This window comes from Haloferax litoreum (assembly GCF_009674605.1).
In the GTDB taxonomy this organism is placed as follows: Archaea; Halobacteriota; Halobacteria; order Halobacteriales; family Haloferacaceae; genus Haloferax; species Haloferax litoreum.
The window spans coordinates 227,301-247,457 of sequence record NZ_WKJO01000003.1 but is presented as its reverse complement, the minus strand read 5'-3'; the positions used below and the strand labels follow the sequence as shown (position 1 = coordinate 247,457).

The following is a 20,157-nucleotide window of genomic DNA, read 5'->3' as shown; positions in this document are numbered from 1 at the left end:
GCAGCGTGTGCAGCTAAGTACGAGAATACCACAGAATTCGGGGCCGTGACGACCCAAGCGGTCAGTCTAACGCGTCTGCGACTGCCGCCCGAACCGCCCCGAACCGAACGAGGTCCGACGCCTCCTCGAGTTCACCATCCAGCGGTCTGTCGTCGTCTAACGGTGGTACCACGGACCGAATCGCGTCGCGAACGGCACTCGTACCGATGCCGAGTTCGAGCCCTTCGTCGAGGAATTCTGCCGCCTGCGCACCGCAGAGCAGTTCGACGCCGACGATAGTCGCGACGTTCTCTGCGACGATGCGCGCGTTCAAGGCGCTCTGACCGCTCATACTCACGTGGTCTTCCTGCCCCCCGCTGACGGGTGTGGAGTCGAGCGACGGACGGCCGAACGACCGGCACTCGTTGAGGAGTGCGGCGGCGGTGTACTGCGCAATCATGTACCCCGACCGGAGGCCGCTGTGTTCGGTCAAGAACGGCGGCAGATACGACTCCTGTACGTCGGGATTGAGCATCCGGTCACTCCGGCGCTCAGAGATAGCCGCGAGTTCCGTGAGTGCGCCGGCGGCGTAGTCCAGACGGAGTGCTAAGGGTTCTCCGTGGAAGTTCCCGGCGGACACGACGGCGGCAACGTCAGTTCCGGGAGCACGTTCGTCGACAGCGCCCGCGGGGAAGACGAGTGGGTTGTCGGTCACACTGTTGAGTTCGATATCGACTGCCTCACGCAGGTGGGACACGGCGTCTCTGACGGCCCCGTTCACCTGCGGGAGACACCGAATCGAGTAGGCGTCTTGGACACGCTCGCAGTCTTTGTGTGATTCGAGGACGGTCGAACCCTCGGTGAGTCGCCGAACCGCGGCAGCGCTCTCTTTTTGTCCGGGGTGCGGCCTCACGTCGTGAATCGCCGGGTCGCAGTTAGCCGTCGTTCCCATCGTGACTTCCGTCGTGAGAGCACCAGCGGCGTCCGCCGCGTCGACGATTCGCTCGGCGTCGACGACGAACAGCGACGCGAGGCCGACGGTGAGTTGGGTGCCGTTGATGAGCGCCAGTCCTTCTTTCGACTTGAGCGTCACCGGTTCCAATCCGACCGAACGGAGCGCATCACCGCCGGATTGTCGCGTCCCTTCGACGTGCGCCTCGCCTTCGCCGATGAGGACGAGCGCCATGTGCGCCAGCGGTGCGAGGTCACCACTCGCGCCGAGACTCCCGCGTGACCGGACGACTGGATGGACACCCTCGTTCAGCATGGAGACGAGCAGGTCCACGACTTCGGGGCGGATTCCTGAGTAGCCCTTCGCGAGCGTGTTGGCCCGCGTCACCATCATCGACCGGACTTCGGTCCGTGTGAGTTCGCGGCCAGCACCAGCGGAGTGACTCCGCACGAGGTTCGTCTGGAGTCGTTCGATGTCTTCCCGGTCGATGTGCGTCTCCACGAGGTGGCCGAATCCGGTATTGACGCCGTAGACGGGTTCGCCGGAGTCGAGGACCGACTCCACTCTCGCGCGCGATTCACGCATCTGTTCGATGGCGTCGGCGTCGAGTTCGACAGTCGCGTCGTGTCGGGCGACAGCGACCACGTCTTCGGGCGTCAGGGATGCGCCGTCGAGGACGACGGTGTCGGGGAATGCCGTCGGTTCACGCATGGACGACCACCCCCGACTTCAGGACAGTCGAAACGGGATTCGTGTCGAAGCGATACGAGAGGTGTGTCGCAGTGGGCACGTCGAGGACGACGGCGTCAGCGGGACTGTCGGGACGAAGCGTTCCGGTCCCATCAGTCCGTCCCAGCGCGTTCGCGGCGGCGCTGGTGATTCCCCTGATAGCTTCCTGCGGTGTCATTCGCATGCCGACGCTGGCGAGTGTGGCGACGAACCCCATGCTTCGAGCAAAGCAGTTCGGATTGAAATCGGTGGCGAGGGCGACTTCGTGACCGGCGTCGAGGAACGCGCGGGCGTCGGCGTAGTCTGCGCCAAGTCCGAACGCGGTTCCGGGGAGCATGACTGGCGTGACACCCACTTCGACGAGCGTCTCTCGACCCGACTCGCCGGTATGGAGGAGATGGTCTGCACTCGCCGCACCGACGGCGGCGGCCACGTCAGTGCCACCGATAGCGGCGAATTCGTCGGCGTGAATCTTCGGCGTGAGGCCGTATTCACGGCCTGCATCCAATATTCGACGCGATTGCTCGGCGTCGAACACGCCGCGTTCGCAGAACACGTCGCAGAACTCGGCGATACCCTGTTCGGCGACTGCTGGGAGTTGTTCGGTGACGACTTCGTCGACGTACTCGTCGGTGTCCATCCCCTGCGGGACGGCGTGGGCACCCATGAACGTCGGAACGACATCGACGGGGTGGTCGTCGCCCGCCACCGCGATTGCATCGAGCATGCGGAGTTCCGTCTCGGTGTCGAGACCGTATCCGGTCTTGACTTCGACTGTCGTCGTCCCATGTTCGAGCATCGCATCGAGGTGCGCCGTGAGATTGGCCACGAGTTCCTCGTCGGACGCCTCACGCACAGCATCGACAGTTCTGAGGATACCACCGCCCTGCGCGAGTATCTCTTCGTAGGTCGCCCCGCGGAGTTTCGCCACGAACTCGTCCGAACGGTCGCCGGCGAAGAGGGCGTGGGTGTGCGGGTCGACGAACCCCGGAAGGACCGTCTTTCCAGTCGCGTCGACTACCGTGTCGGCGTCGGCGAGTGGATAATCGGCGAGAACGTCGTCGGTCGGTCCGACAGCGACGACTCGGCCGTCGAGGGCGGCGAACGCTCCACCCTCGACGACGGTGACTCCGGTTCCCTCGTCCGGGCCAACGACGAGTTCTGCCGCGCCGTGGACGATTGTCAGGTCATCGTCGTCCGATGCACGGTTCTTCGTGTCAGCGTCATGCATCGGCCGTCACCCCCGAGAGGAAGTGAGCGACAGCACGCGCCGCGGCGTCGACAGTCCGTCCACTGTCGTCGAGCGAGGGTGCGCACTCCACGACTTCGAACCCGACCACGCGGGAGTCCGAGGCGACTCGCCGGAGCATCGTGTACAACTCACGAGTGGTGATGCCACCCGGCGTCGGCGCACTCACGCCCGGTGCGGCGGTCTGGTCGAGAACGTCCACGTCGAGACTGACGAAGACGAAGTCACAGTTTGCGAGGGCGTCGAGGGCGAAGTCGGTCGTCTGGACCGGGTCGCGGCCGACTTCGTCGGCAGTGAGAATCGTCCCACCGACCTCGCCCAAGAAGTCGGCGTACGCCGTCGATGTCTCGAAGTGCCGCGCACCGACGACGGCGAGTTTGTCCAGACCCTCGTCGAACAGTTGCCGGTACGGTGTCCCACTGGACGGTCCATCGAGCGGTTCCCGACAGTCGAGGTGGGCGTCGAAGCTCACGACGCCGACAGATGCGTCGAGGGCCAAGAGTGGACGCACGTTGCCGACGGTCAACGAGTTGTCCCCTCCGAGGAAGACAGGGAACGACCCGCGTTCGTACACGTCGGCGGTGATGTCGGCGACCATCGACTGGACACCAGCCACGCCGTCACGTGACCCATCGAACGAGACGTCACCGAGGTCAGCGACGGTCCCAACCGGGCCATCGTCGAAGTGATTCGTCTTGAGCGACGCGAGTGCGCGCCGAATCGCGGTCGGTCCCTCACGGGCACCGCGACGACCGATGACCGCGCCGTCGTACGGTTCGCCCACGAACACGGCGTCGTACTCGCTCACGTCTTCGAGACTCGTCTCGTGGACGATGTCCCCGAACTGCTCGTCGTTCGGGTCAGACGACGTTCCGTCCCAGACGGGTGGGTCGGAAATCGTCATTCGTCCCCTCGTTCCGCGTCGTACTCCCGCATCGGAACGTGGACGCACGACTGCGTCGCTTCGTCGAGGGCGTCTTCGTACCCTGCATCGGCGTGGCGGATGACGCCCATGCCGGGGTCGGTGGTGAACACCGCACGCGCCTTCTTCGCCGCGAGGTCGGTTCCATCGAGGACGACGTGGTTGTTGCTGTGGAGTGAGTTACCGATGCCGACGCCACCACCGTCGTGAACCGAGACGATGTCCGCACCGGCAGCGGTGTTGAGCAGGGCGTTCAGGATGGGCCAGTCGGCGACGGCGTCGGTGCCGTCGCGCATCGCCTCAGTCTCGCGGTTCGGACTGGCGACAGACCCCGCGTCGAGGTGGTCGCGCGTGACGACGACGGGTGCCGAAATCTCACCCGCCGCGACGAGTTCGTTTATCTTCAGCGCGAACCGGGCGCGTTCGGTGAGGCCTTCCTCGTCAGTGTGGTAGCCAAGCCAACAGACTCGCGAGGGGAGTCCCTGGAAGGACACTTGCTCCTGTGCGAGGTCTATCCAGCGCATGAGCGACTCGTTCTCGGGGAAGAGTTCCCGAATCGCCTCGTCGGTTCGGTAGATGTCTTCTGGGTCACCCGAGAGTGCGGCCCAGCGGAATGGTCCGCGGCCACGACAGAACATCGGGCGGATGTACGCGGGCACGAATCCGGGGAAGTCGAACGCGTGAGTCATCCCGCGGTGCGTCTGGACTTGTCCGCGGATGTTGTTCCCGTACTCGAAAGCGATTGCGCCACGGTCTTGCAAGTCGAGGATGGCCTGCACGTGGCGTTCCATCGTGTCGAGACTCGCTTCGACGTACGCCTCGGAGTCGTCGTCACGGAGTTGGTCAGCCTCTTCGACGGTGTACCCACTCGGGTAGTAGCCCTCCAACTCGTCGTGCGCGCTCGTCTGGTCGGTGACGACGTCGGGTATCTCGTCACGCGCGAGGAGTTCTTCCAGCATGTCAGCGGCGTTCATCTGCACGCCGACACTGTAGGGTTCTCCCGCTTCGAGAGCCTCGTGCGCCTTCTCCAGTGCCTCGTCGAGAGAGTCCGCGGCGTCCATCAGGTAGTCCGTCTCGACACGGCGTTGGATTCGGTCGGCTTTGACCTCCGCGGCGATACAGACGCCGTGGTTCATCGTCACCGCCAGCGGTTGCGCGCCACTCATGCCGCCGAGGCCACCAGTCACGACAAGCTTGCCGCGCAGGTCACTCCCGTACTCTTGTCGCGCGAGTTCTGCGAGTGTCTCGTAGGTACCCTGGATGATACCCTGCGTCCCGATGTACGCCCACGACCCGGCGGTCATCTGGCCGTACATGATTTTCCCCTGTGCCTCCAGTTCGTGGAAGTGTTCCCAGTCGTCCCAGTGGCCGACGAGATTCGAGTTGGCGATGAGGACGCGAGGGGCGCGTTCGTGCGTCTGGAACTTCCCAACCGGTTTGCCCGACTGGACGAGGAGCGTCTCGTCGTCGTCGAGTTCGCGTAACTCGGTGAGAATCACGTCGTAGGCATCCCACGAACGGGCGGCCCTGCCCGTTCCTCCGTAGACGACGAGGTCCTCCGGTCGTTCGGCTACTTCCGGGTCGAGGTTGTTGTTGAGCATCCGGAGCGCCGCCTCCTGTCGCCACCCCTTACACTCGATGTCCATCCCGGTCGGAGACCCCTGATACCGACGCCACTGCTCGCTCGGTTCGCCGAGTCGGTCTTCGACGGCGGACGATGGTTGGTCGTGCATACCTCTCACTTGGAGACCACGACGGGTATCGGTTCCCCCACCACACGGTGGTTAATTTATATAACTACCGAGTGTATCTGCTTCGCTCGTGTACGAGGCAACGCTCCGAATCAGAGACGACAGCGCGTATGCTGCCGCCACCGCTGGGACCAGTGCCACGATAGAACTGTGGTGTAACGAACACTGTGACCTGTTGCACGTGAGCCACGAAGTCGGCGGCGACGTACTCGAACGAGTGCGTGAAACCGTCGGCATCGAAGCGGCAGTCGAACGCGGCGACGAAGTCGTCGCCATCACCGCCGATTGCCTTCGACACCACGAGATAGACGATATCGAGGGCTACCTCCGCCGCCACGGCGTCCTCTTACTCCCACCGCTTCGGTACCAGCGAGGTGCGAAAGTCTGCCGTCTGCTGGCCGTCTCGGCCGCCGCGCTGACCGCTTGTTTCCGTGACCTCGTCGACAGCGGATTCGACGTGAGCGTCGAATCGAAGCGAGAAGTCTCGTTCGCGAGCGGCGATGCACCGCTGTTAGCCCCACTCGACGCGATGCCAGACCTCACCGGTCGCCAACGAGAGGCGCTCAAACTGGCGTACGAACACGGCTACTACGACCTTCCACGGGGAACAGGGACCGAAGCAATCGCGGCACAGATGGGCGTCACGCGACGGACCGCCGAAGAACACCTCAGACGCGCGGAGCGGAAGGTGATGGAGTCGGTGGTTCGCTACCTCTTCTGACCGAGTCGACGTGCTGAGAGACAGACTGCGTCGAAGGCGACAGCGACCCTACGAGTGCTGTTCGACAGATTCGGTCTGAGACGCAGACTCGTCGTTCGCCTCCTCCATCATGCCGGGAAGTTGGATGGCTTGGCTGAGGTTGCTGCGCCACGTCTTTCCGGTCTCCACGTCACCACGGATGGCTTCGAGTTCGTCGGTGAGTTCCGCCACCTGTGCTTCGAGTGCCGACTCGGAGACGAGTCGTTCGTCCAGGTCCGAGAGGCGTTCTTCGAACGTAGACGTGGTGACCATCCTGTCTTCTATCGACTCGACCTGTGACTCGATGGTCTGTATGGCTTCCTTCGACGCGGAGAGTGCCGATTCGAGACGCTCGATATCCTCGCGCATCTCTGCCGTGTCGGTTTGCAAGTCGTCGAGAACCTGCTCTGCAGTCCCGTTCTCGTCGAGGAACTCTTCGAGCGCAGTCGTGTAGGCCGCGAGGTTGTCGACACGGTTCTGGACGTGTTCGAGTCGGACGTCCAGTGAGTTCGGCGACGACGCCCCAAGTGAGTCCCGAAGGACTGCCTCCTCTTCCGCAGAGAGGTCACGGGCCGAGAGTTCGGCGACCAGAGCGCCGACGACACTGTCGGCGTCAGTCACCTTGTCCGTCTCCGATTCGACGGGGTCGGGGTCGGAGGAGTCGGTCCCGAGTTCGTCTGGTTCAGAAGCGGATTCGTCGTCTCCCTCGGCTTCGGTGCCAGCGGGGTCGACGGGGTCCTTCGTCGTCTCTTCGTCGGGCGAGTCCTCGAGACTCACATCTTCGTCGCCTGACTCTGCACTGTCCGCGTCCACCGCTTCGTCGGCGTCTTCCGGACTGTCTCTCGTGTCCTCGACTGCGTCCGCCTCGATTTCGTCGGTGTCGACGGAATCACGTTCGTCGGTGCCGACAGAGTCACGTTCGACCGACGACTGGGCTGAGTCTGCCGTTTCCACCTCTGCAGACGTATCTGGGGCGTCTTCTTCTGGCGACCCGTCGGAATCCGATTCCGTGATGAGTTCGTTCTCGTCTGCGCCCTCCGTCGGGTCGTCGAGTTCTATCTTCGACTGAGAGTCCGAGTCGGCAGACGACTGTGCCCTCGACCCGACGAACTGGATGTCCGAGGAGTTGGTGTCAGCGTGTTTGGAGTCCCATCGACCGGACGCCGAGCGGAGGTCTTCGACGCGTGGGATACGACCGTTGAAGTCGCTCCGTGAGGTGAAGGGTCGCTCGTCGGTGCCGGTGTCGTCGTCGAGTTCGGTATCGGTCGTGTCGTCGTTCGTCATGGTTGTTGAGTCGTCGCAGTCGCTCGCTGGTTCGTCACCTGCAGGGTCGATTTCGACCGCCGTTTCGGTGAGAAATGATTCGAGGTCGTTCGGCGAGAGTCCCTTGATTCCGTAGAGAGTAGACACCTCGCCGGAGGGTTCGAGTCGGTCGGCGTAGACGAACGCTCGGTCGTCGGTTTTCGTCCACTTGTCGCCGTTGTACTTCGGGTGCGATCCCAGATTCTCTAACGGGAAGTCCGGTGGCACAGACTCGAGCAGTCGAAAGTCGACGCGGTCGTCTCTCTCCGACGAAATCTCTAATCGAACGACAGAGAGTCCCTCGCCGTTCGCCCACACCGACTTCTCTACGGTGACACCGCGGATGGCGGTGACGAATTTCTCGCTGACGCGCTCCATCTCACGGAAGAGGGGCGTCATTTCGCCTCACCCCACATATCGATTGTCCGCTCGACGGTGCGTCCAATCGAGAGCACGTCGTTCCGTTCCGACGGAAGCGACCACTGACTGTGGACGGTCCCGGAGTCGTCGACGAGCCAAACACCGGGCTCTCGTGCGTCGCAATCCGGGGCGACAGCGTCGACGAACGCCGCCTCGTCTCCCACGACGACGTACATATCGAGGCCGTCGATGAACTGAAGCCACGTGATGTCCGAGAGTGGGTCGAAGCAGTCCTCGGGTCGCGGAACGTGTTCGACGGCGGCGAAGACGTACAACGAGAGATTGTTGTCGGTCGCACCCGCTTCCGACGTCCCCGTCTGGAATCCTGCCACCTCGTGTGCCGAACCAGCGACTTCGTCTCGACACATCGGTCAGACACCTCGGGCCGACCTGCGAAGCGTGCCCTCGTCGGTGGGGACCGAGCCATCGTCGAGTCCCTCGTCACACCGCATCGCCAATCACCCCATCTCCATCGTTGCGGCCACCGGGTGTGACCGGGCAGGACGACCAGAGTCTTGAGTGTGTAGTATGAACACTACTGGCATCTCTGATCCCCGTGACACCATCCGGTGAGTACCCGAGTTCCCCCCACTCGAACTCGAGGTGACCGCTTATTTTGTCAATCTTTTGTCCACCCATACTAGAAATTATTGATATCCTACACACTTGTAAGTACCGTCATAACCACTCCTAAACTCCAGATTTAATGGAGTATAGGGCCTCTTTCTTGTGGTATCGGGAGGCTTTCAGTCTCCGGTGTTACGACTCGAGGACAAATCACGGTGAGTCGGCCCACGTGCGCGACCGAGTGAAGTCGAGCGACGAGTGGTAGAGTGTAATCTCGATAACACTAATTAGTATTGTGGTATTTGGCCAATACTATTGTTGCTGCTACTCGTTCTCACCACCCGGACGTGCTTTCAGTTCCAGCGTATAGCCGAACGGGTCTGTGACGTACACCGCAGGTGCGACACCAGTCGCACCAAGTGGTTCGAGTTGCCGGTCGATGTCCACCCCCCCATCTTCGAGATGTCGGCGGAGTTCGTCGATGGTGTGGTCGAACTCGATGGCGACGTGGTCGAACGCCGTCTCGTTCGGCGGTTGGAACGTCGACGTCGGTTGGAGGTGGATGATACTCACCGGTGTGAGTCGAACCGAGACGAACGGTTTCTCACCTGCTTCGAATAGGTCCCGGTTTTCGATGTCGAATCCGAGTGCGTCGCTGTAGAACGCGAGTGCGTCGTCGAGGCCATCTTCGGGGATTCGCAAGTTGACGTGGTCTATCGCAGTGACGTCCATGATTGGGTATCAGCCGCAGGTGTGGTAAATACTCACTCGCCGGTGAACAGTGGGGAACCAATGTGAGCTCTATAGAACAGACCTACAATTTACGCAAAGATAGTATGTTTTATCGCCACCTTGTCCAGTAATATCGATTGTTTCCTCTATTTAGACAGTAGACAGTGAAATGTTACGCCTACCCCATTAAATTTGGAATAAATTAGTTTAAATTTGAAAAGGATGCTAACGGGGAGACAGTGGAGTTAGACGACACGACGCGAGACCCACCACCACGCGTCGTATCGCAGGGTTCCGAAACCGCAATTCATTGGTAGCAGGTCGTCATACGAGACGTGTGAACCAAACGACGGCGTCCGACCAACACGTCCTCGCAGGCTATCGGGGTCGGATGCTACTCACCGTCTCGCTCGCGTGGGCGGTTCTTCAGGCGGGCCGGTTCCTCTTGTCACCACTTCTCCCGACGATTATCGCGGATTTACAGATTACCGAAGCAACCGCAGGAATCGCCCTCGCACTGTTTCAGGGGGTCTACGCGATTACCCAATATCCCGGTGGTGAATACTCCGACCGGTGGACGCGCGCGACACTCATCGTCCCCGGTCTCGCCCTCCTCGTCGTCGGATTCGCGACGTTCGGTGTCGCGGGAGGACTCGCTGGATTCGTCGTCGCCGCCGTCGTCACCGGACTCGGAAAGGGATTCTTCGCGATTCCGTCGCGTGCACTCATCTCAGACCTGTTCGTCGAACGTCGCGGGCGCGCACTCGGCCTCTACGCTGCGGGTACAGACCTCGGTGGTCTCCTCGCCTCTGGCCTCGCCATCCTCGCACTCACATACGCGACGTGGCGCACGCCGTTTCTCCCGGTCGCTGTCGTTCTCGGGGGACTCACCGTCCTCTTTGCCCTCTGGTCCACAGAAGGGTACGAAGTCGGGTCCCCGAGACTCGACGCCTCCGGGACCATTCGGCGACTGCTCGCCAGTCCCGCGCAACGCCGAACACTCGTCGCGTTCGGCCTGTTTTACTTCATGGTCGGGGGATTCATCAACTTCTTTCCGACGTACCTTATCGAGGCGAAGGGATTCGACCAACAACTCGCGAGCGCAACCTTCGCCGTCGTGTTCGCAGTCGGGATTACCATAAAGCCCGTCGCTGGCGGCCTGAGCGACCGGTTCCGAAGAGAGTCGATTGCCGTCGTCGGTCTCCTCGTCGCCGCTGGTGCGCTGGCAGTGCTCTCGTTCGTCGACGCGCGTGCGTTCATCTACGTCTCGGTCGTGGCCCTCGCAATCGGCTACAAGATGGAGTTCCCCCTCGCAGACGCCATCATCTTCGACAACGCACCGGACGACGACAGGGGTGCCGACCTCGGTGCCGCACGGGCGTTCTTCCTCGGTGCGAACGCCGTCGGTCCTGCCTACGTCGGCATCGTCGCCACGTACCTCGGTTACGTCGTGGCGTTTGCCGGTCTCGCTGTGTGCCTCGTCGTCGCCGCTGGACTCCTCTACTGGGATGCGCGCGTCCGGTAAAACAAAACTGAACCCCGTATCGAAGGGCGAGTCAGTGGGTGCCACTGTTGTCGTCTGGTGTCGATTCGTCGGATTCGACCGTCGAGTGCCCGCTCAACGACCGAGTTTCGCTTTCGTGTACGCTTTCAATCCTCCTTGTTCGACCAGCGACTGGAGGAACTCCGGGAGTGCCTCCGCGTCGTACTGTTCGTCTTTCGTGTGGTTGACGACGATGCCTGTGTCCAAGTCCATGTGAATCTCGTCGCCGTCGTCGATGGCATCCGCGCCCGGGCAGATGAGGACCGGCAAGCCGAGATTGATGGCGTTTCGGAAGAAGATACGCGCGAACGACTGGGCGACGACGCCCGAGACGCCCGCACCGACGAGTGAGAGCGGCGAGTGTTCGCGCGACGACCCGCTTCCGAAGTTCTCGCCCGCGACGACGAAGTCGCCCGGTTCGACAGAGTCGGAGAACTCCGGTCGCAGGTCTTCGAACGCGTGTTGTGCGAGTTCGTCGGGGTCGGACGAGACGATGAAGCGCGACGGCGTTATCTGGTCGGTGTCGATGTTGTCGCCGAAGACCCACGCGCGCGCCGGGTCGCTCGGGTTCGTCCCCCCGGAGGTCGTATTCGAGTCCGTCATGGCAGCACCTCCGCGAAGATGGTGTCGTCGTAGCGATTCGTCTGAATGTTCCTCGGGTCCGTAATCTCACCGTAGAGTGCGCTCGCACCGACGGTTGCCGGACTCGCGAGGTACACGTTCGACTCCATCGAGCCTTCGCGTCCGGGGAAGTTCCGATTCGCCGTGGCGAGACACACGTCACCGTCTCCGAGTACGCCCTGGTGGTACCCCGCACAGGGTCCACACCCAGCGTTCTGGATGACTGCACCGGCATCGGTGAGTGTCTGGAAGACGCCCGTGTTTAGCATGTGCCTGTAGACCGATTTCGACGCCGGGACGACGACCATCCGAACGTTCGGGGCGAGCGTCTCGCCTTCGAGGATGTCGGCGACGATTTTGATATCCTCGTAGCGGCCGTTAGTACACGTTCCGACGAACAGTTGGTCGATTTCGGTCCCTTCGACGTCAGTCACGTCGACGGCGTTCTCCGGGTTCGACGGCTTGGACACCTGCGGTGCCAACTCGGCGGCATCGTAGGTGTGGACCGACTCGTAGTCGGCGTCGTCGTCTGAGCGGAACGCGTCGTCGAGGTCGATTTCGTTCCCCGTCTGGCGTTCGAGATACGCGGCAGTTCGGTCGTCGGGCGCGACGAGACCCGTCTTGCCGCCCATCTCGATGGCCATGTTCGACAAGACGAGTCGTTCGTGGATAGGGAGCGATTCGATGGTGCTCCCGGCGTACTCCGCGGCCTTGTAAGTACATCCGTCGAAGCCAACGTCGCCGATGAACCGCAGTATCAGGTCTTTCGCGTAGACGCCGTCTTGCAGGTCGCCGTCGACTTCGAAGCGCATCGTCTGCGGGACGCGGAACCAGAGTTCGCCGGACGCCAACGCGGTGCCGAGGTCGGTGGACCCGACGCCGGTTCCGAACGCGCCCAGACCGCCGTACGTCGTCGAGTGGGAGTCCGCCCCGATGACGAGGTCACCGGGCGAGACGAATCCCTCTTCGACGAGAACGGCGTGACAGATGCCGTCACCGACGTCGAACTGGTTCGCGCCGTGTTTGGCGGCGAAGTCACGGACGGCGTTGTGATTGTTCGCGGCCTGTACCCCGTCGGCGGGGGCGTGGTGGTCGATTGTGAAGATGGTACGGTCGGGCGCGAACAGGTCGGCGTCCTCGCCCGCCACCTCGTGGAACGTCTGGAACGCGAGTGGCCCCGTGATGTCGTGCGCCATCGCCACGTCGATTTCTGCTTCGACGTAGTCGCCGGCGCGGGCGTCGGTCCCAGACTTCTCCGAGAGGAGTTTCTCTGCGAGTGTCTTTCCGGTCATGTGTTCAGTTCTCCTGTTTGTCGGCGGCGACGGTTTCGAGCACACGCTCGACCGTCCCACCCATGAGGACGTGACTCGTCGCCCCGAGTCCGAGGCGGTCGGACACGTCGTGGGCGGCGGCTTCGATGCGGTCGAAATCGACGCCGTGGTCGACGCCCATCCGTGTGAGCATCTGGACGAGGTCTTCTGTCGGCGTGTTTCCGACGCCGGACATCCCCTCAGGGAGGACGACGCCGCCGCCGAGGCCGCAGACGGACGCGTCGAAGCGGTCGACGCCGACTGCCATCGCGGCGAGGGTGTTCGCGAGACTCATCCCGTTCGTGTCGTGGAGGTGTAACCCCATGTCGAGGTCCGGGTGGGCCTCGAACGCGGCGCTGAATCGCTCAGTAATCTCTACGGGGTTCGCGAGACCCATCGTCGTCGCGAGCGTCACTTCGTCGACGCCGGAGTCGACGACACTGTCGACGACTGCGAGCGTCTCTTCTGCGTCTATCTGGCCCTCGTACGGACAGTAGAAACTCGTCCCCATGCCCGCTTCGACTTCGATGCCGTGGTCGTGGGCGAGTTCGACGATGTCGTCCATCTCGGCGAGGACCGCTTCGCGCGTCCGGTTCTGGTTGTTCTCCGTGTACGTCTCGCTCACCGTGACGAGGGCGTTCACTTTGTCTACCTCGGCCTCGACGGCGCGTTCCATGCCGACGAGGTTCGGAACGAGGGCGCGGTAGGTGACGTCGTCGTTGCGGGTGATTTTCTTCGCCACCTCGTCGGCGTCTCGAAGCGTCGGGACGGCCTTCGGGTGCGTGAACGACGAGATTTCGATTTCGTCGACACCAGTCTCCGAGAGCGTGTCGATTATCTCGACTTTCTCGTCGGTCGGGACGAACTCGTCGAGTCGCTGGAACCCGTCGCGGGGCAACATCTCGACGACGTGAATCTGGTCTGGGAGTTCTGTGAGTAAGTTCATATGACACCGTCCGTTTCGAGTTCGGCGAGGAATTCGTCGTCGTAGCCGAGTCGTTCCCGGAACACCGTCTCGTTGTGTTCACCGAGACTGGGGCCGAGGTACTCGACGCTCCCCGGCGTCTTCGAGAACTTGGGGAAGACGTTCTGGACGACGGCGTCGCCGAGGTCCGGGTCGTCGATGGTCAAGAACGCCTCACGGGCCTGGTAGTGTTCGTCGTTCAGGATGTCTTCGACGTTGTAGACCGGCGCGAGCGTCGCGTCTGCTTCTTCGAACGCAGTGAGGATTTCCTCGCGGGTGTGGTCGTCCATCCAGTCTTGGATGATGTGGTCGAGTTCGTCGACGTGTTCCAGTCGGTCTTCGTTGGTCTCGAAGCGTGGGTCGTCTTTCAGTTCGGGACGACCGATGGCCTCGAACGTCCGTTCTGCGAGGGGTTGCGCACTGGCGGAGATTGCGACCCAACGGTCGTCGCCAGTTCGGTAGACGTTCCGCGGGGCAGAGGACGTCGAGCGATTACCCGACCGGGCTTCTACCTCACCGAGTTGGTCGTACCTGAGTGGTTGCGGGCCGAGTAAGCCGAAGATTGGTTCGATGAGACTCGTGTCGATGTACTGGCCGCCGCCCCCGTGGACGTCGCGGTGGTAGAGTGCGAACATCACCGCGAACGTCGAGAACAACGCCGCGATGTTGTCTGCCAGTCCCGTCGGTGGGAGGAGCGGTGGCGAGTCTGGAAAGCCGTTCAGGTAGGCGAATCCGGACATCGCCTCCGCGAGCGTTCCGAACCCGGGGCGCTCGGAGTACGGTCCCGTCTGGCCGAACCCGGACATGCGGAGCATGACGAGGTCGGAGTTCACCTCGGAGAGGTCCTCCCACCCGACTCCCCAGCGTTCGAGGGTGCCCGGTCGGAAGTTCTCGATGAGGAGGTCCGCCTCGCTGACGAGGTCCTCGAACACCGCTGCACCCTCCTCGGTGGAGATGTTCAGAGTTATCGATTGCTTGTTCCGCGAGAGGTACTTGTGCCAGAGGCCGACGCCGTCTTTCTGCGGGCCGAATCGGCGGATGTGGTCGCCGAACTTCGGGTGTTCGATTTTGATGACCGTCGCCCCGAAGTCGGCCATGAAGCGGCCGACAGTCGGGCCAGATATCATCGACCCTGCTTCGAGGACGACGAGGCCGTCGAGTGGTCCGTTCGTGTCGTCTGTCATATCGTGCGTATCTCGTTCGTGTTGTCGTGGTGCGTTCGTCCGATGGTTCAGTGTCCGTGGTCGGTAGTATCGATGCAGTGGTGGGAGTCAGACTGGCCGGTCGACGTGCGTCCCGTGTCCCTTCGTGCCGACGATGTCGCCGTCGTCGTAGGCGAGTTGGCCTTTCACGACGGTCTGTGTCGGCCACCCCGTCACGTCGCGGCCCTCGTAGGGCGAGTACCCGCTGACGCTGTGCAGGAGTTCGGGCGTCACCGTCTTCGTCTCGTCGAGGTCGACGACGACGAGGTCGGCGTCGCTTCCGACGCGAACCGTCCCCTTCTTGGGATAGAGGTTGAACGCCTTCGCGGCGTTCGTACTCGTGACCTCCACGGCGCGTTCCAGTGAGATGCGGCCTTCGTTGACACCCTCGGAGAGGATGAGCGGCAACATCACCGGTGTCGAGGGGAACCCGAGGAGACTATCGCGGATGCCGTCACCGAACTTGTTCTCGGCGAGGTTGGCACAGTGGTCGGTGCCGATAGTCGAGATAGTTCCGTCGGCGAGGCGTTTCCAGAGTGTCTCTTGGTCCTCTTTCGACCGAACTGGGGGATTGACCTTCATCCGTTCGTCGCACTCGTCGGTCGTGAGTGTGAGGTAGTGGATACAGGTCTCGCCCCACGTCTCGTACCCGGCGTCGTGAAGCGCGGCGAGTTCGTCTGCGGTCTGTCCGGCGGAGATGTGGACCGCGTAGAATCGGTCGTCGTACCCGTGGACTTTCGCGAGCGACGACCCCGCGACCATACTCTGGGTCTCTGCGTATCCGGGGAACTCCTCGACCATCACTTCGTAGCCTTCGTCCGCGTCGGCACCGGTGTCGTCGGATTCGGATTCCAGATAGACGTTGCCGCCGGCGAGTGCGTTCGTTATCTCGACGTTCTCGGAGTGATAGCCGAGCGTGGTCGGCACGTCCTGTTCGGCGAGTTTCTGGACGAATGCGTCGCCGAAGTCGTCTTTCATGTCGCAGTCGACGCCGAACTTCTCCCGTGCGGAATACTTGTAGTTCATGTACCACTTGAACGTCGTGATACCGAACTCGTCGATGATGGTCGGAATCTCTTCGACGTGCTCCATCGAGAGCAAGCCGAGCGAGAAGAAGTAATCGTGGTAGTAGTTCGGTTCGGCCTCGTCGAAGTACCCCGGCATGATGTCGGCGTACGCGCCAGCACGACGGAAGTAGTTGCCAATCGTGGTCACGCCGCCGACGAGGTCGGACTTGGACTCGGACTCGGCGTCCGCTTCCAGTCCACGGTAGATGCCGTGGTGGGTGTGCGGGTCGATTGCGCCGGGGAGGACGTACTTCCCAGTCGCGTCGATTTCTGTCTCACCCGAGAGCGTCCCCGGTGCGGCGATTGCGGCGATGGTCTCCCCATCGGCCGCAACGTCGGCCTCGAAGGTCCCGTGTTCGGGTGTGACGACAGTCCCGTTCGAGATGACGAGGTCGTACGTCATAGCGTCTCGACCCACGACTGAACTTCTTCGGTCTCCAGCACCTCGGCGTACTTCATCCACAGGTCGAGGAGACCAATCTTGTGGGATGCCTCGATTCGGTCGAAGATACACTCCTGTGGCAAGATGACGCTGAATCCGTTTTGCTTCGCGTCGACTGCCGTCGCCCTCACACATCCGCTCGTGGAGTTGCCGACGATGATGACCGAGTCGTGGTCACCGCGGACGAGTCGAGAGAGTAAGTCGGTCCCGTAGAACGCCGAGGCGTAGGACTTGTCGACGACGGTATCACCCTCTTCAGGTGCGACGGGGTCGACGATGTCGAGGTCCGGGTGGTCCGGGTCGTCGTAACTCGACGGGACGACACGGGTGTACGTCACCGGGAGTCCTTCCTCGCGCGCGAAGTCGAGAAACGGGTCGATGTACTCGATTGCGTTCCACGCGATGTCGCCCATCGCGGTGCGGTACTCCTCGACGGCGTCGAGGATGGGGACGTTCTCGCCGACGATGAGTCGCTGCATGTCGATGACGAGAACCATCGGGTTCTCGCCCATGCCGCGCGACTCCCACGACGACGCGCCCTCCTTGTCGTAACCAGCCTTCGTGATGACCTGTTTATCCTGTTCGGATAGCAGGTCCTCCCAGATACGGTCTGTCATGACTCGCTTCGACTGAGATGCGATGGCATCCAGCATAAAAGTACGGCACACATACGCGTGCACATGTTACGGGGCGAACACCTCCAGCATTCGCGCGACCCAGTCTCTCTCCACGCCGCCGGGTGCCCGGACGATGGGGAGGTCGACACCCATCTCACGCAGTTCGTCGAGTCGCTCCCGGGCGTCGGCCGGCGTCCCGACGATGCCGAGGGGTGAGAGGAAGTCGGCTGAAATCTGCTTTGCGCCGGCCTCAGTCGTCGGTGCGGCTCGAACGGCTTCGACTTCGTCGGCGAATCCGGCCTCCTTGGCCGCCCGGTCGTAGTATCCGGGGACATCGCGCAGGTAGTACGCGACGTGTTCGGCGGCAGAACGGTGCGCCTCGTCTGGGTCCTCGTGGACCGACGTGAGGACGTACATCGCCACGTCGACGTCGGAGACGTCGCGTCCGGCGCGTTCAGCACCCGTTTCGAGCCATCCCATCGCCTCCTCGAACTGAGGGCGCGGATAGAGGTTGGGAAGCCATCCGTCGGCCACCTGTCCGGTGAGCCTGACGTTCGAGGGACCGAGTGCCCCGTTGTAGATAGGTACCTCGTCGCGGACTGGTTCGAAGGCATCCCAGAAACTCGTTCGCTCGGGCGTGAAGAACTCGCCGTCGAACGAGTCTGCGTCACCCCGGAGATACCGCCGGACGAGTTCGACATACTCGTGCATCCGGGAGAGTGGACGCTCGAACGGGACGCCGTGGAACGTCTCGACGACGCCGGGGTGGGCGACACCGAGGCCGAGAATCGCGCGACCGTTCGAGTGCGCGTCAAGCGTCGCCGTCGCCGCCGCGAGCGTCGCTGGCGTGCGCGAGAACACGTTGACGATGCCCGTCGCGAGACCGATTTCGTCGGTGTGGACGGCCCAGCGCTCCAGTTTTCCGAATGCGGTCTTTCCCTGTCCTTCCGCCGCCCACGCCGACTCGTACCCCAGTTCTTCCGCGCGGACGACCAGCGAGGGGTCGTCTCGGAGTGCGAAGAGGACGCCAATCCGCTCGCTCATTCAGCGTCCCGCGGTTCCGCTACCCCTTCCGTGGTGGGGTCGGGTGCCTCGATAGGGACGACACCATCTGCTGCCAAGTCGTTCCAGATGTCGAGTCGTTCGATGAGTCCACGGCGGACTTCGTACACGTCGACGTACCGCACGTCTTCGAACTCGACACCGTCGTTGTCGACGCCGTAGAGTCGGCCGATACTGACGACGGTGTCGCCCGCTTCTATCCAGCGGTCGAACTCCTTCGCCGCCCACTCGTATCGTGGCGCGAGGAAGTCGAGGAAATCGTACGCCGCGGTCGGTCCCTCGAACGTCGCGCCGGGGAGTGTGATGACCGCGTCCTCGGCGAACAGGTCGCCGACGGTCTTTCGCCTGTCGTCTTCCATCCGGTCGAAGAACTCTTCGACGATGACCCGTGGTGAGTCCATAGTTTCAGCGTGTTCCCAACCACCATAGTTTTTCACCTCATTTCGACAGACACGCTGCTCGCCACGTGTTTCAGTCGCGTACGCGAGCGAAGTCCAACCGCTGGCGGTAGTTTTACGAGAGAGTCTGACTAGCAGGGTCCATGGACGAGCAAGCAGCGCGTACACCCAGCGATAGCGTCGCGGAAGTTGTCTCGGTGTCGGACATCGAGTGGGACATCGACACTGACGTTCTCGTCGCTGGCGGCGGTGGAACAGGGTTAGTCGCCGCGCTGGCGGCCAGCGAGAATCCGGAGATTCGCGTAACGGTCTTAGAGAAGGCACCACACTGCGGTGGCAATACCTCGCTTTCGACGGGGATGATTCCCGCGGCGGGGACGCGACTCCAGCGGGAGGCGGGTATCGAAGAGACGCCCGCCGACATGGCACGGGATATTCTGGAGAAGAACGACTATCAAGCCGACGAAGAACGCGTCACGTACCTCTGCGAGGAGAGCGCGAACCTCATCCACTGGCTGGTCGACGACTGGGACGTCACGCTTCACCTCGTCGACGACTTCAAATATCCCAAACACTCCGAGTTTCGGATGCACGCCCCCGACGGGAGAAACGGTGAGAATCTGGTCGCAGAACTCGTCGAACGGGTCGAAGACGCACCGAACATCGAACTGCTGACGAACGCACCCGTCACGAAACTCGTCGCCGAAGACGGTGCTGTCCGCGGCGTCGTCGCTGGCCTCACCCACGACGAGGCAATCGAGGCAGAGAAGGTCATCCTCGCGACGGACGGGTTCGCGGGGAACCACGAGATGATTACCGAGTACTGTGAGGAAGACGTCGAACGAGCGCTGTACTTCGGGTCCGATGGAAACACCGGCGACGGCGTCCGCTTCGGCGCGGAACTCGGCGGCGAACTCGCGTGCATGGACGCCTATCAGGGACACGCGACTGTCGCGAGTCAGACGGGGATGCTCTCTACCTACGCTGTCACGATGAACGGCGGCGTCCTCGTCAACGAAGACGGCGAACGCTTCGGCGACGAGTCGTCGGGCTACAGCGAGTTCGCCATCGACGTGCTGAAGCAACCCGGCGGACAGGCGGTCCAACTGTTCGACGAACGCATCTTCGAGAAGTTACAGGGCGAGTTCGACGACTTCGACGAAGCAGTCGAACACGGCACCTACCACAGCGCAGACTCCGTCGCGGAACTCGCAGACAGACTCGGGGCCGACGGGGAGCGTGCCGCAGAGACCATCGCCGCGTACAACGAGGCCGCGTCGGCAGGCGAACCCGACGAAGTCGGCCGCGTCGACGGAACCCACCCGCTCGAAGCGCCGTTCTACGGGACCAAAGTCACCGGGTCACTCTTCCACACGCAGGGTGGCCTCGTCGTCGACAAACACGCGCGTGTCCTCCGAACCGACGGAAGTGTGGTCTCAAATCTCTACGCCGGTGGCGGCACGGCCTGCGGCATCAGCGGACATGGTGCAGGCGGCTATCTCTCTGGGAACGGGTTGACGACTGCGCTCGGGTACGGCCGTCTCGCCGGCATCCACGCGAGAGAGTCGTTCGAATAGGCGTCTGCGGAC

General features: G+C 62.5%; 18 protein-coding genes. 3 read left to right on the top strand and 15 right to left on the bottom strand.

Annotated elements, in window-relative coordinates; all coding sequences use genetic code 11:
* Window positions 1–61: 61 nt before the first annotated feature.
* The 4 genes from hutH to hutU are packed head-to-tail and all read right to left on the bottom strand — an operon-like array spanning window position 62 to window position 5,564.
* On the bottom strand, window positions 62–1,642 hold the full coding sequence (hutH, locus tag GJR96_RS17930) for a histidine ammonia-lyase (protein ID WP_151164885.1): 1,581 nt from the start codon (window positions 1,640–1,642) through the stop codon (window positions 62–64).
* Window positions 1,635–2,891 (bottom strand): imidazolonepropionase, encoded by a 1,257-nt coding sequence (gene hutI / locus GJR96_RS17925; RefSeq protein WP_151164884.1) that lies wholly within the window; start codon window positions 2,889–2,891, stop codon window positions 1,635–1,637. Before hutI ends, hutH begins: the two co-directional genes overlap by 8 nt.
* Window positions 2,884–3,813, bottom strand: a complete 930-nt coding sequence (gene hutG, locus GJR96_RS17920; protein WP_151164883.1) for a formimidoylglutamase — start codon at window positions 3,811–3,813, stop codon at window positions 2,884–2,886. Before hutG ends, hutI begins: the two co-directional genes overlap by 8 nt.
* The gene (gene hutU / locus GJR96_RS17915; protein WP_151164882.1) at window positions 3,810–5,564 is read right to left on the bottom strand and encodes a urocanate hydratase; all 1,755 of its coding nucleotides are present in this window, start codon (window positions 5,562–5,564) and stop codon (window positions 3,810–3,812) included. Before hutU ends, hutG begins: the two co-directional genes overlap by 4 nt.
* Before the next feature lie 88 nt (window positions 5,565–5,652).
* Between hutU and GJR96_RS18520 the strand changes: the two genes are divergently transcribed.
* Entirely contained in the window at window positions 5,653–6,303 is a 651-nt protein-coding gene (locus GJR96_RS18520) for a helix-turn-helix domain-containing protein (RefSeq protein ID WP_151164881.1), read from the top strand.
* Window positions 6,304–6,351: 48 nt separating this feature from the next.
* On the opposite strand, the gene GJR96_RS17905 is transcribed toward GJR96_RS18520, so the two are convergent.
* The 3 genes from GJR96_RS17905 to GJR96_RS17895 form a co-directional block, all read right to left on the bottom strand.
* Entirely contained in the window at window positions 6,352–8,022 is a 1,671-nt protein-coding gene (locus GJR96_RS17905; protein ID WP_151164880.1) for a hypothetical protein, read from the bottom strand.
* Complete coding sequence (locus GJR96_RS17900) at window positions 8,019–8,411, bottom strand: hypothetical protein (protein WP_151164879.1); 393 nt, start codon at window positions 8,409–8,411, stop codon at window positions 8,019–8,021. Before GJR96_RS17900 ends, GJR96_RS17905 begins: the two co-directional genes overlap by 4 nt.
* A 523-nt stretch (window positions 8,412–8,934) precedes the next feature.
* A complete protein-coding gene (locus GJR96_RS17895) occupies window positions 8,935–9,342 on the bottom strand; it encodes a VOC family protein (RefSeq protein WP_151164878.1) in 408 nt (135 codons plus the stop codon).
* Window positions 9,343–9,733: 391 nt separating this feature from the next.
* Between GJR96_RS17895 and GJR96_RS17890 the strand changes: the two genes are divergently transcribed.
* Entirely contained in the window at window positions 9,734–10,867 is a 1,134-nt protein-coding gene (locus tag GJR96_RS17890; RefSeq protein ID WP_151164906.1) for an MFS transporter, read from the top strand.
* A 93-nt stretch (window positions 10,868–10,960) separates the two neighbouring features.
* Here GJR96_RS17890 and GJR96_RS17885 read toward each other — a convergent pair whose 3' ends face one another.
* From GJR96_RS17885 to GJR96_RS17850, 8 genes are all read right to left on the bottom strand, one after another.
* The gene (locus tag GJR96_RS17885; RefSeq protein WP_151164877.1) at window positions 10,961–11,488 is read right to left on the bottom strand and encodes a 3-isopropylmalate dehydratase small subunit; all 528 of its coding nucleotides are present in this window, start codon (window positions 11,486–11,488) and stop codon (window positions 10,961–10,963) included.
* Complete coding sequence (locus tag GJR96_RS17880; RefSeq protein ID WP_151164876.1) at window positions 11,485–12,798, bottom strand: 3-isopropylmalate dehydratase large subunit; 1,314 nt, start codon at window positions 12,796–12,798, stop codon at window positions 11,485–11,487. The genes GJR96_RS17885 and GJR96_RS17880 overlap by 4 nt, the downstream gene beginning before the upstream one ends.
* A gap of 4 nt (window positions 12,799–12,802) precedes the next feature.
* Window positions 12,803–13,762 (bottom strand): hydroxymethylglutaryl-CoA lyase, encoded by a 960-nt coding sequence (locus GJR96_RS17875; RefSeq protein ID WP_151164875.1) that lies wholly within the window; start codon window positions 13,760–13,762, stop codon window positions 12,803–12,805.
* Complete coding sequence (locus GJR96_RS17870; RefSeq protein WP_151164874.1) at window positions 13,759–14,964, bottom strand: CaiB/BaiF CoA transferase family protein; 1,206 nt, start codon at window positions 14,962–14,964, stop codon at window positions 13,759–13,761. The genes GJR96_RS17875 and GJR96_RS17870 overlap by 4 nt, the downstream gene beginning before the upstream one ends.
* Window positions 14,965–15,051: 87 nt before the next feature.
* Window positions 15,052–16,452, bottom strand: a complete 1,401-nt coding sequence (locus GJR96_RS17865) for a dihydroorotase (protein WP_151164873.1) — start codon at window positions 16,450–16,452, stop codon at window positions 15,052–15,054.
* On the bottom strand, window positions 16,449–17,108 hold the full coding sequence (locus GJR96_RS17860; protein ID WP_151164872.1) for an isochorismatase family protein: 660 nt from the start codon (window positions 17,106–17,108) through the stop codon (window positions 16,449–16,451). The genes GJR96_RS17865 and GJR96_RS17860 overlap by 4 nt, the downstream gene beginning before the upstream one ends.
* Before the next feature lie 66 nt (window positions 17,109–17,174).
* The gene (locus GJR96_RS17855) at window positions 17,175–18,152 is read right to left on the bottom strand and encodes an LLM class flavin-dependent oxidoreductase (RefSeq protein WP_151164871.1); all 978 of its coding nucleotides are present in this window, start codon (window positions 18,150–18,152) and stop codon (window positions 17,175–17,177) included.
* Entirely contained in the window at window positions 18,149–18,571 is a 423-nt protein-coding gene (locus GJR96_RS17850) for a nuclear transport factor 2 family protein (protein ID WP_151164870.1), read from the bottom strand. Before GJR96_RS17850 ends, GJR96_RS17855 begins: the two co-directional genes overlap by 4 nt.
* A gap of 140 nt (window positions 18,572–18,711) precedes the next feature.
* On the opposite strand from GJR96_RS17850, the gene GJR96_RS17845 reads away from it, so the two are divergent.
* Window positions 18,712–20,145, top strand: a complete 1,434-nt coding sequence (locus tag GJR96_RS17845; protein WP_151164869.1) for an FAD-dependent oxidoreductase — start codon at window positions 18,712–18,714, stop codon at window positions 20,143–20,145.
* The last annotated feature ends 12 nt before the right edge of the window (window positions 20,146–20,157 follow it).

Bases quoted from the DNA above. Each gene is read 5' to 3' on its own strand.
- GJR96_RS17890 (WP_151164906.1), top strand. From the start codon at position 9,734: ATGCTACTCACCGTCTCGCTCGCGTGGGCGGTTCTTCAGGCGGGCCGG.
- hutG (WP_151164883.1), bottom strand. From the start codon at position 3,813: ATGACGATTTCCGACCCACCCGTCTGGGACGGAACGTCGTCTGACCCG.
- GJR96_RS17895 (WP_151164878.1), bottom strand. From the start codon at position 9,342: ATGGACGTCACTGCGATAGACCACGTCAACTTGCGAATCCCCGAAGAT.
- GJR96_RS17850 (WP_151164870.1), bottom strand. From the start codon at position 18,571: ATGGACTCACCACGGGTCATCGTCGAAGAGTTCTTCGACCGGATGGAA.
- GJR96_RS17905 (WP_151164880.1), bottom strand. From the start codon at position 8,022: ATGACGCCCCTCTTCCGTGAGATGGAGCGCGTCAGCGAGAAATTCGTC.
- GJR96_RS17880 (WP_151164876.1), bottom strand. From the start codon at position 12,798: ATGACCGGAAAGACACTCGCAGAGAAACTCCTCTCGGAGAAGTCTGGG.
- GJR96_RS17870 (WP_151164874.1), bottom strand. From the start codon at position 14,964: ATGACAGACGACACGAACGGACCACTCGACGGCCTCGTCGTCCTCGAA.
- hutI (WP_151164884.1), bottom strand. From the start codon at position 2,891: ATGCATGACGCTGACACGAAGAACCGTGCATCGGACGACGATGACCTG.
- GJR96_RS17865 (WP_151164873.1), bottom strand. From the start codon at position 16,452: ATGACGTACGACCTCGTCATCTCGAACGGGACTGTCGTCACACCCGAA.
- GJR96_RS17885 (WP_151164877.1), bottom strand. From the start codon at position 11,488: ATGACGGACTCGAATACGACCTCCGGGGGGACGAACCCGAGCGACCCG.
- GJR96_RS17860 (WP_151164872.1), bottom strand. From the start codon at position 17,108: ATGACAGACCGTATCTGGGAGGACCTGCTATCCGAACAGGATAAACAG.
- GJR96_RS17855 (WP_151164871.1), bottom strand. From the start codon at position 18,152: ATGAGCGAGCGGATTGGCGTCCTCTTCGCACTCCGAGACGACCCCTCG.
- GJR96_RS17845 (WP_151164869.1), top strand. From the start codon at position 18,712: ATGGACGAGCAAGCAGCGCGTACACCCAGCGATAGCGTCGCGGAAGTT.
- hutH (WP_151164885.1), bottom strand. From the start codon at position 1,642: ATGCGTGAACCGACGGCATTCCCCGACACCGTCGTCCTCGACGGCGCA.
- GJR96_RS17875 (WP_151164875.1), bottom strand. From the start codon at position 13,762: ATGAACTTACTCACAGAACTCCCAGACCAGATTCACGTCGTCGAGATG.
- GJR96_RS17900 (WP_151164879.1), bottom strand. From the start codon at position 8,411: ATGTGTCGAGACGAAGTCGCTGGTTCGGCACACGAGGTGGCAGGATTC.
- hutU (WP_151164882.1), bottom strand. From the start codon at position 5,564: ATGCACGACCAACCATCGTCCGCCGTCGAAGACCGACTCGGCGAACCG.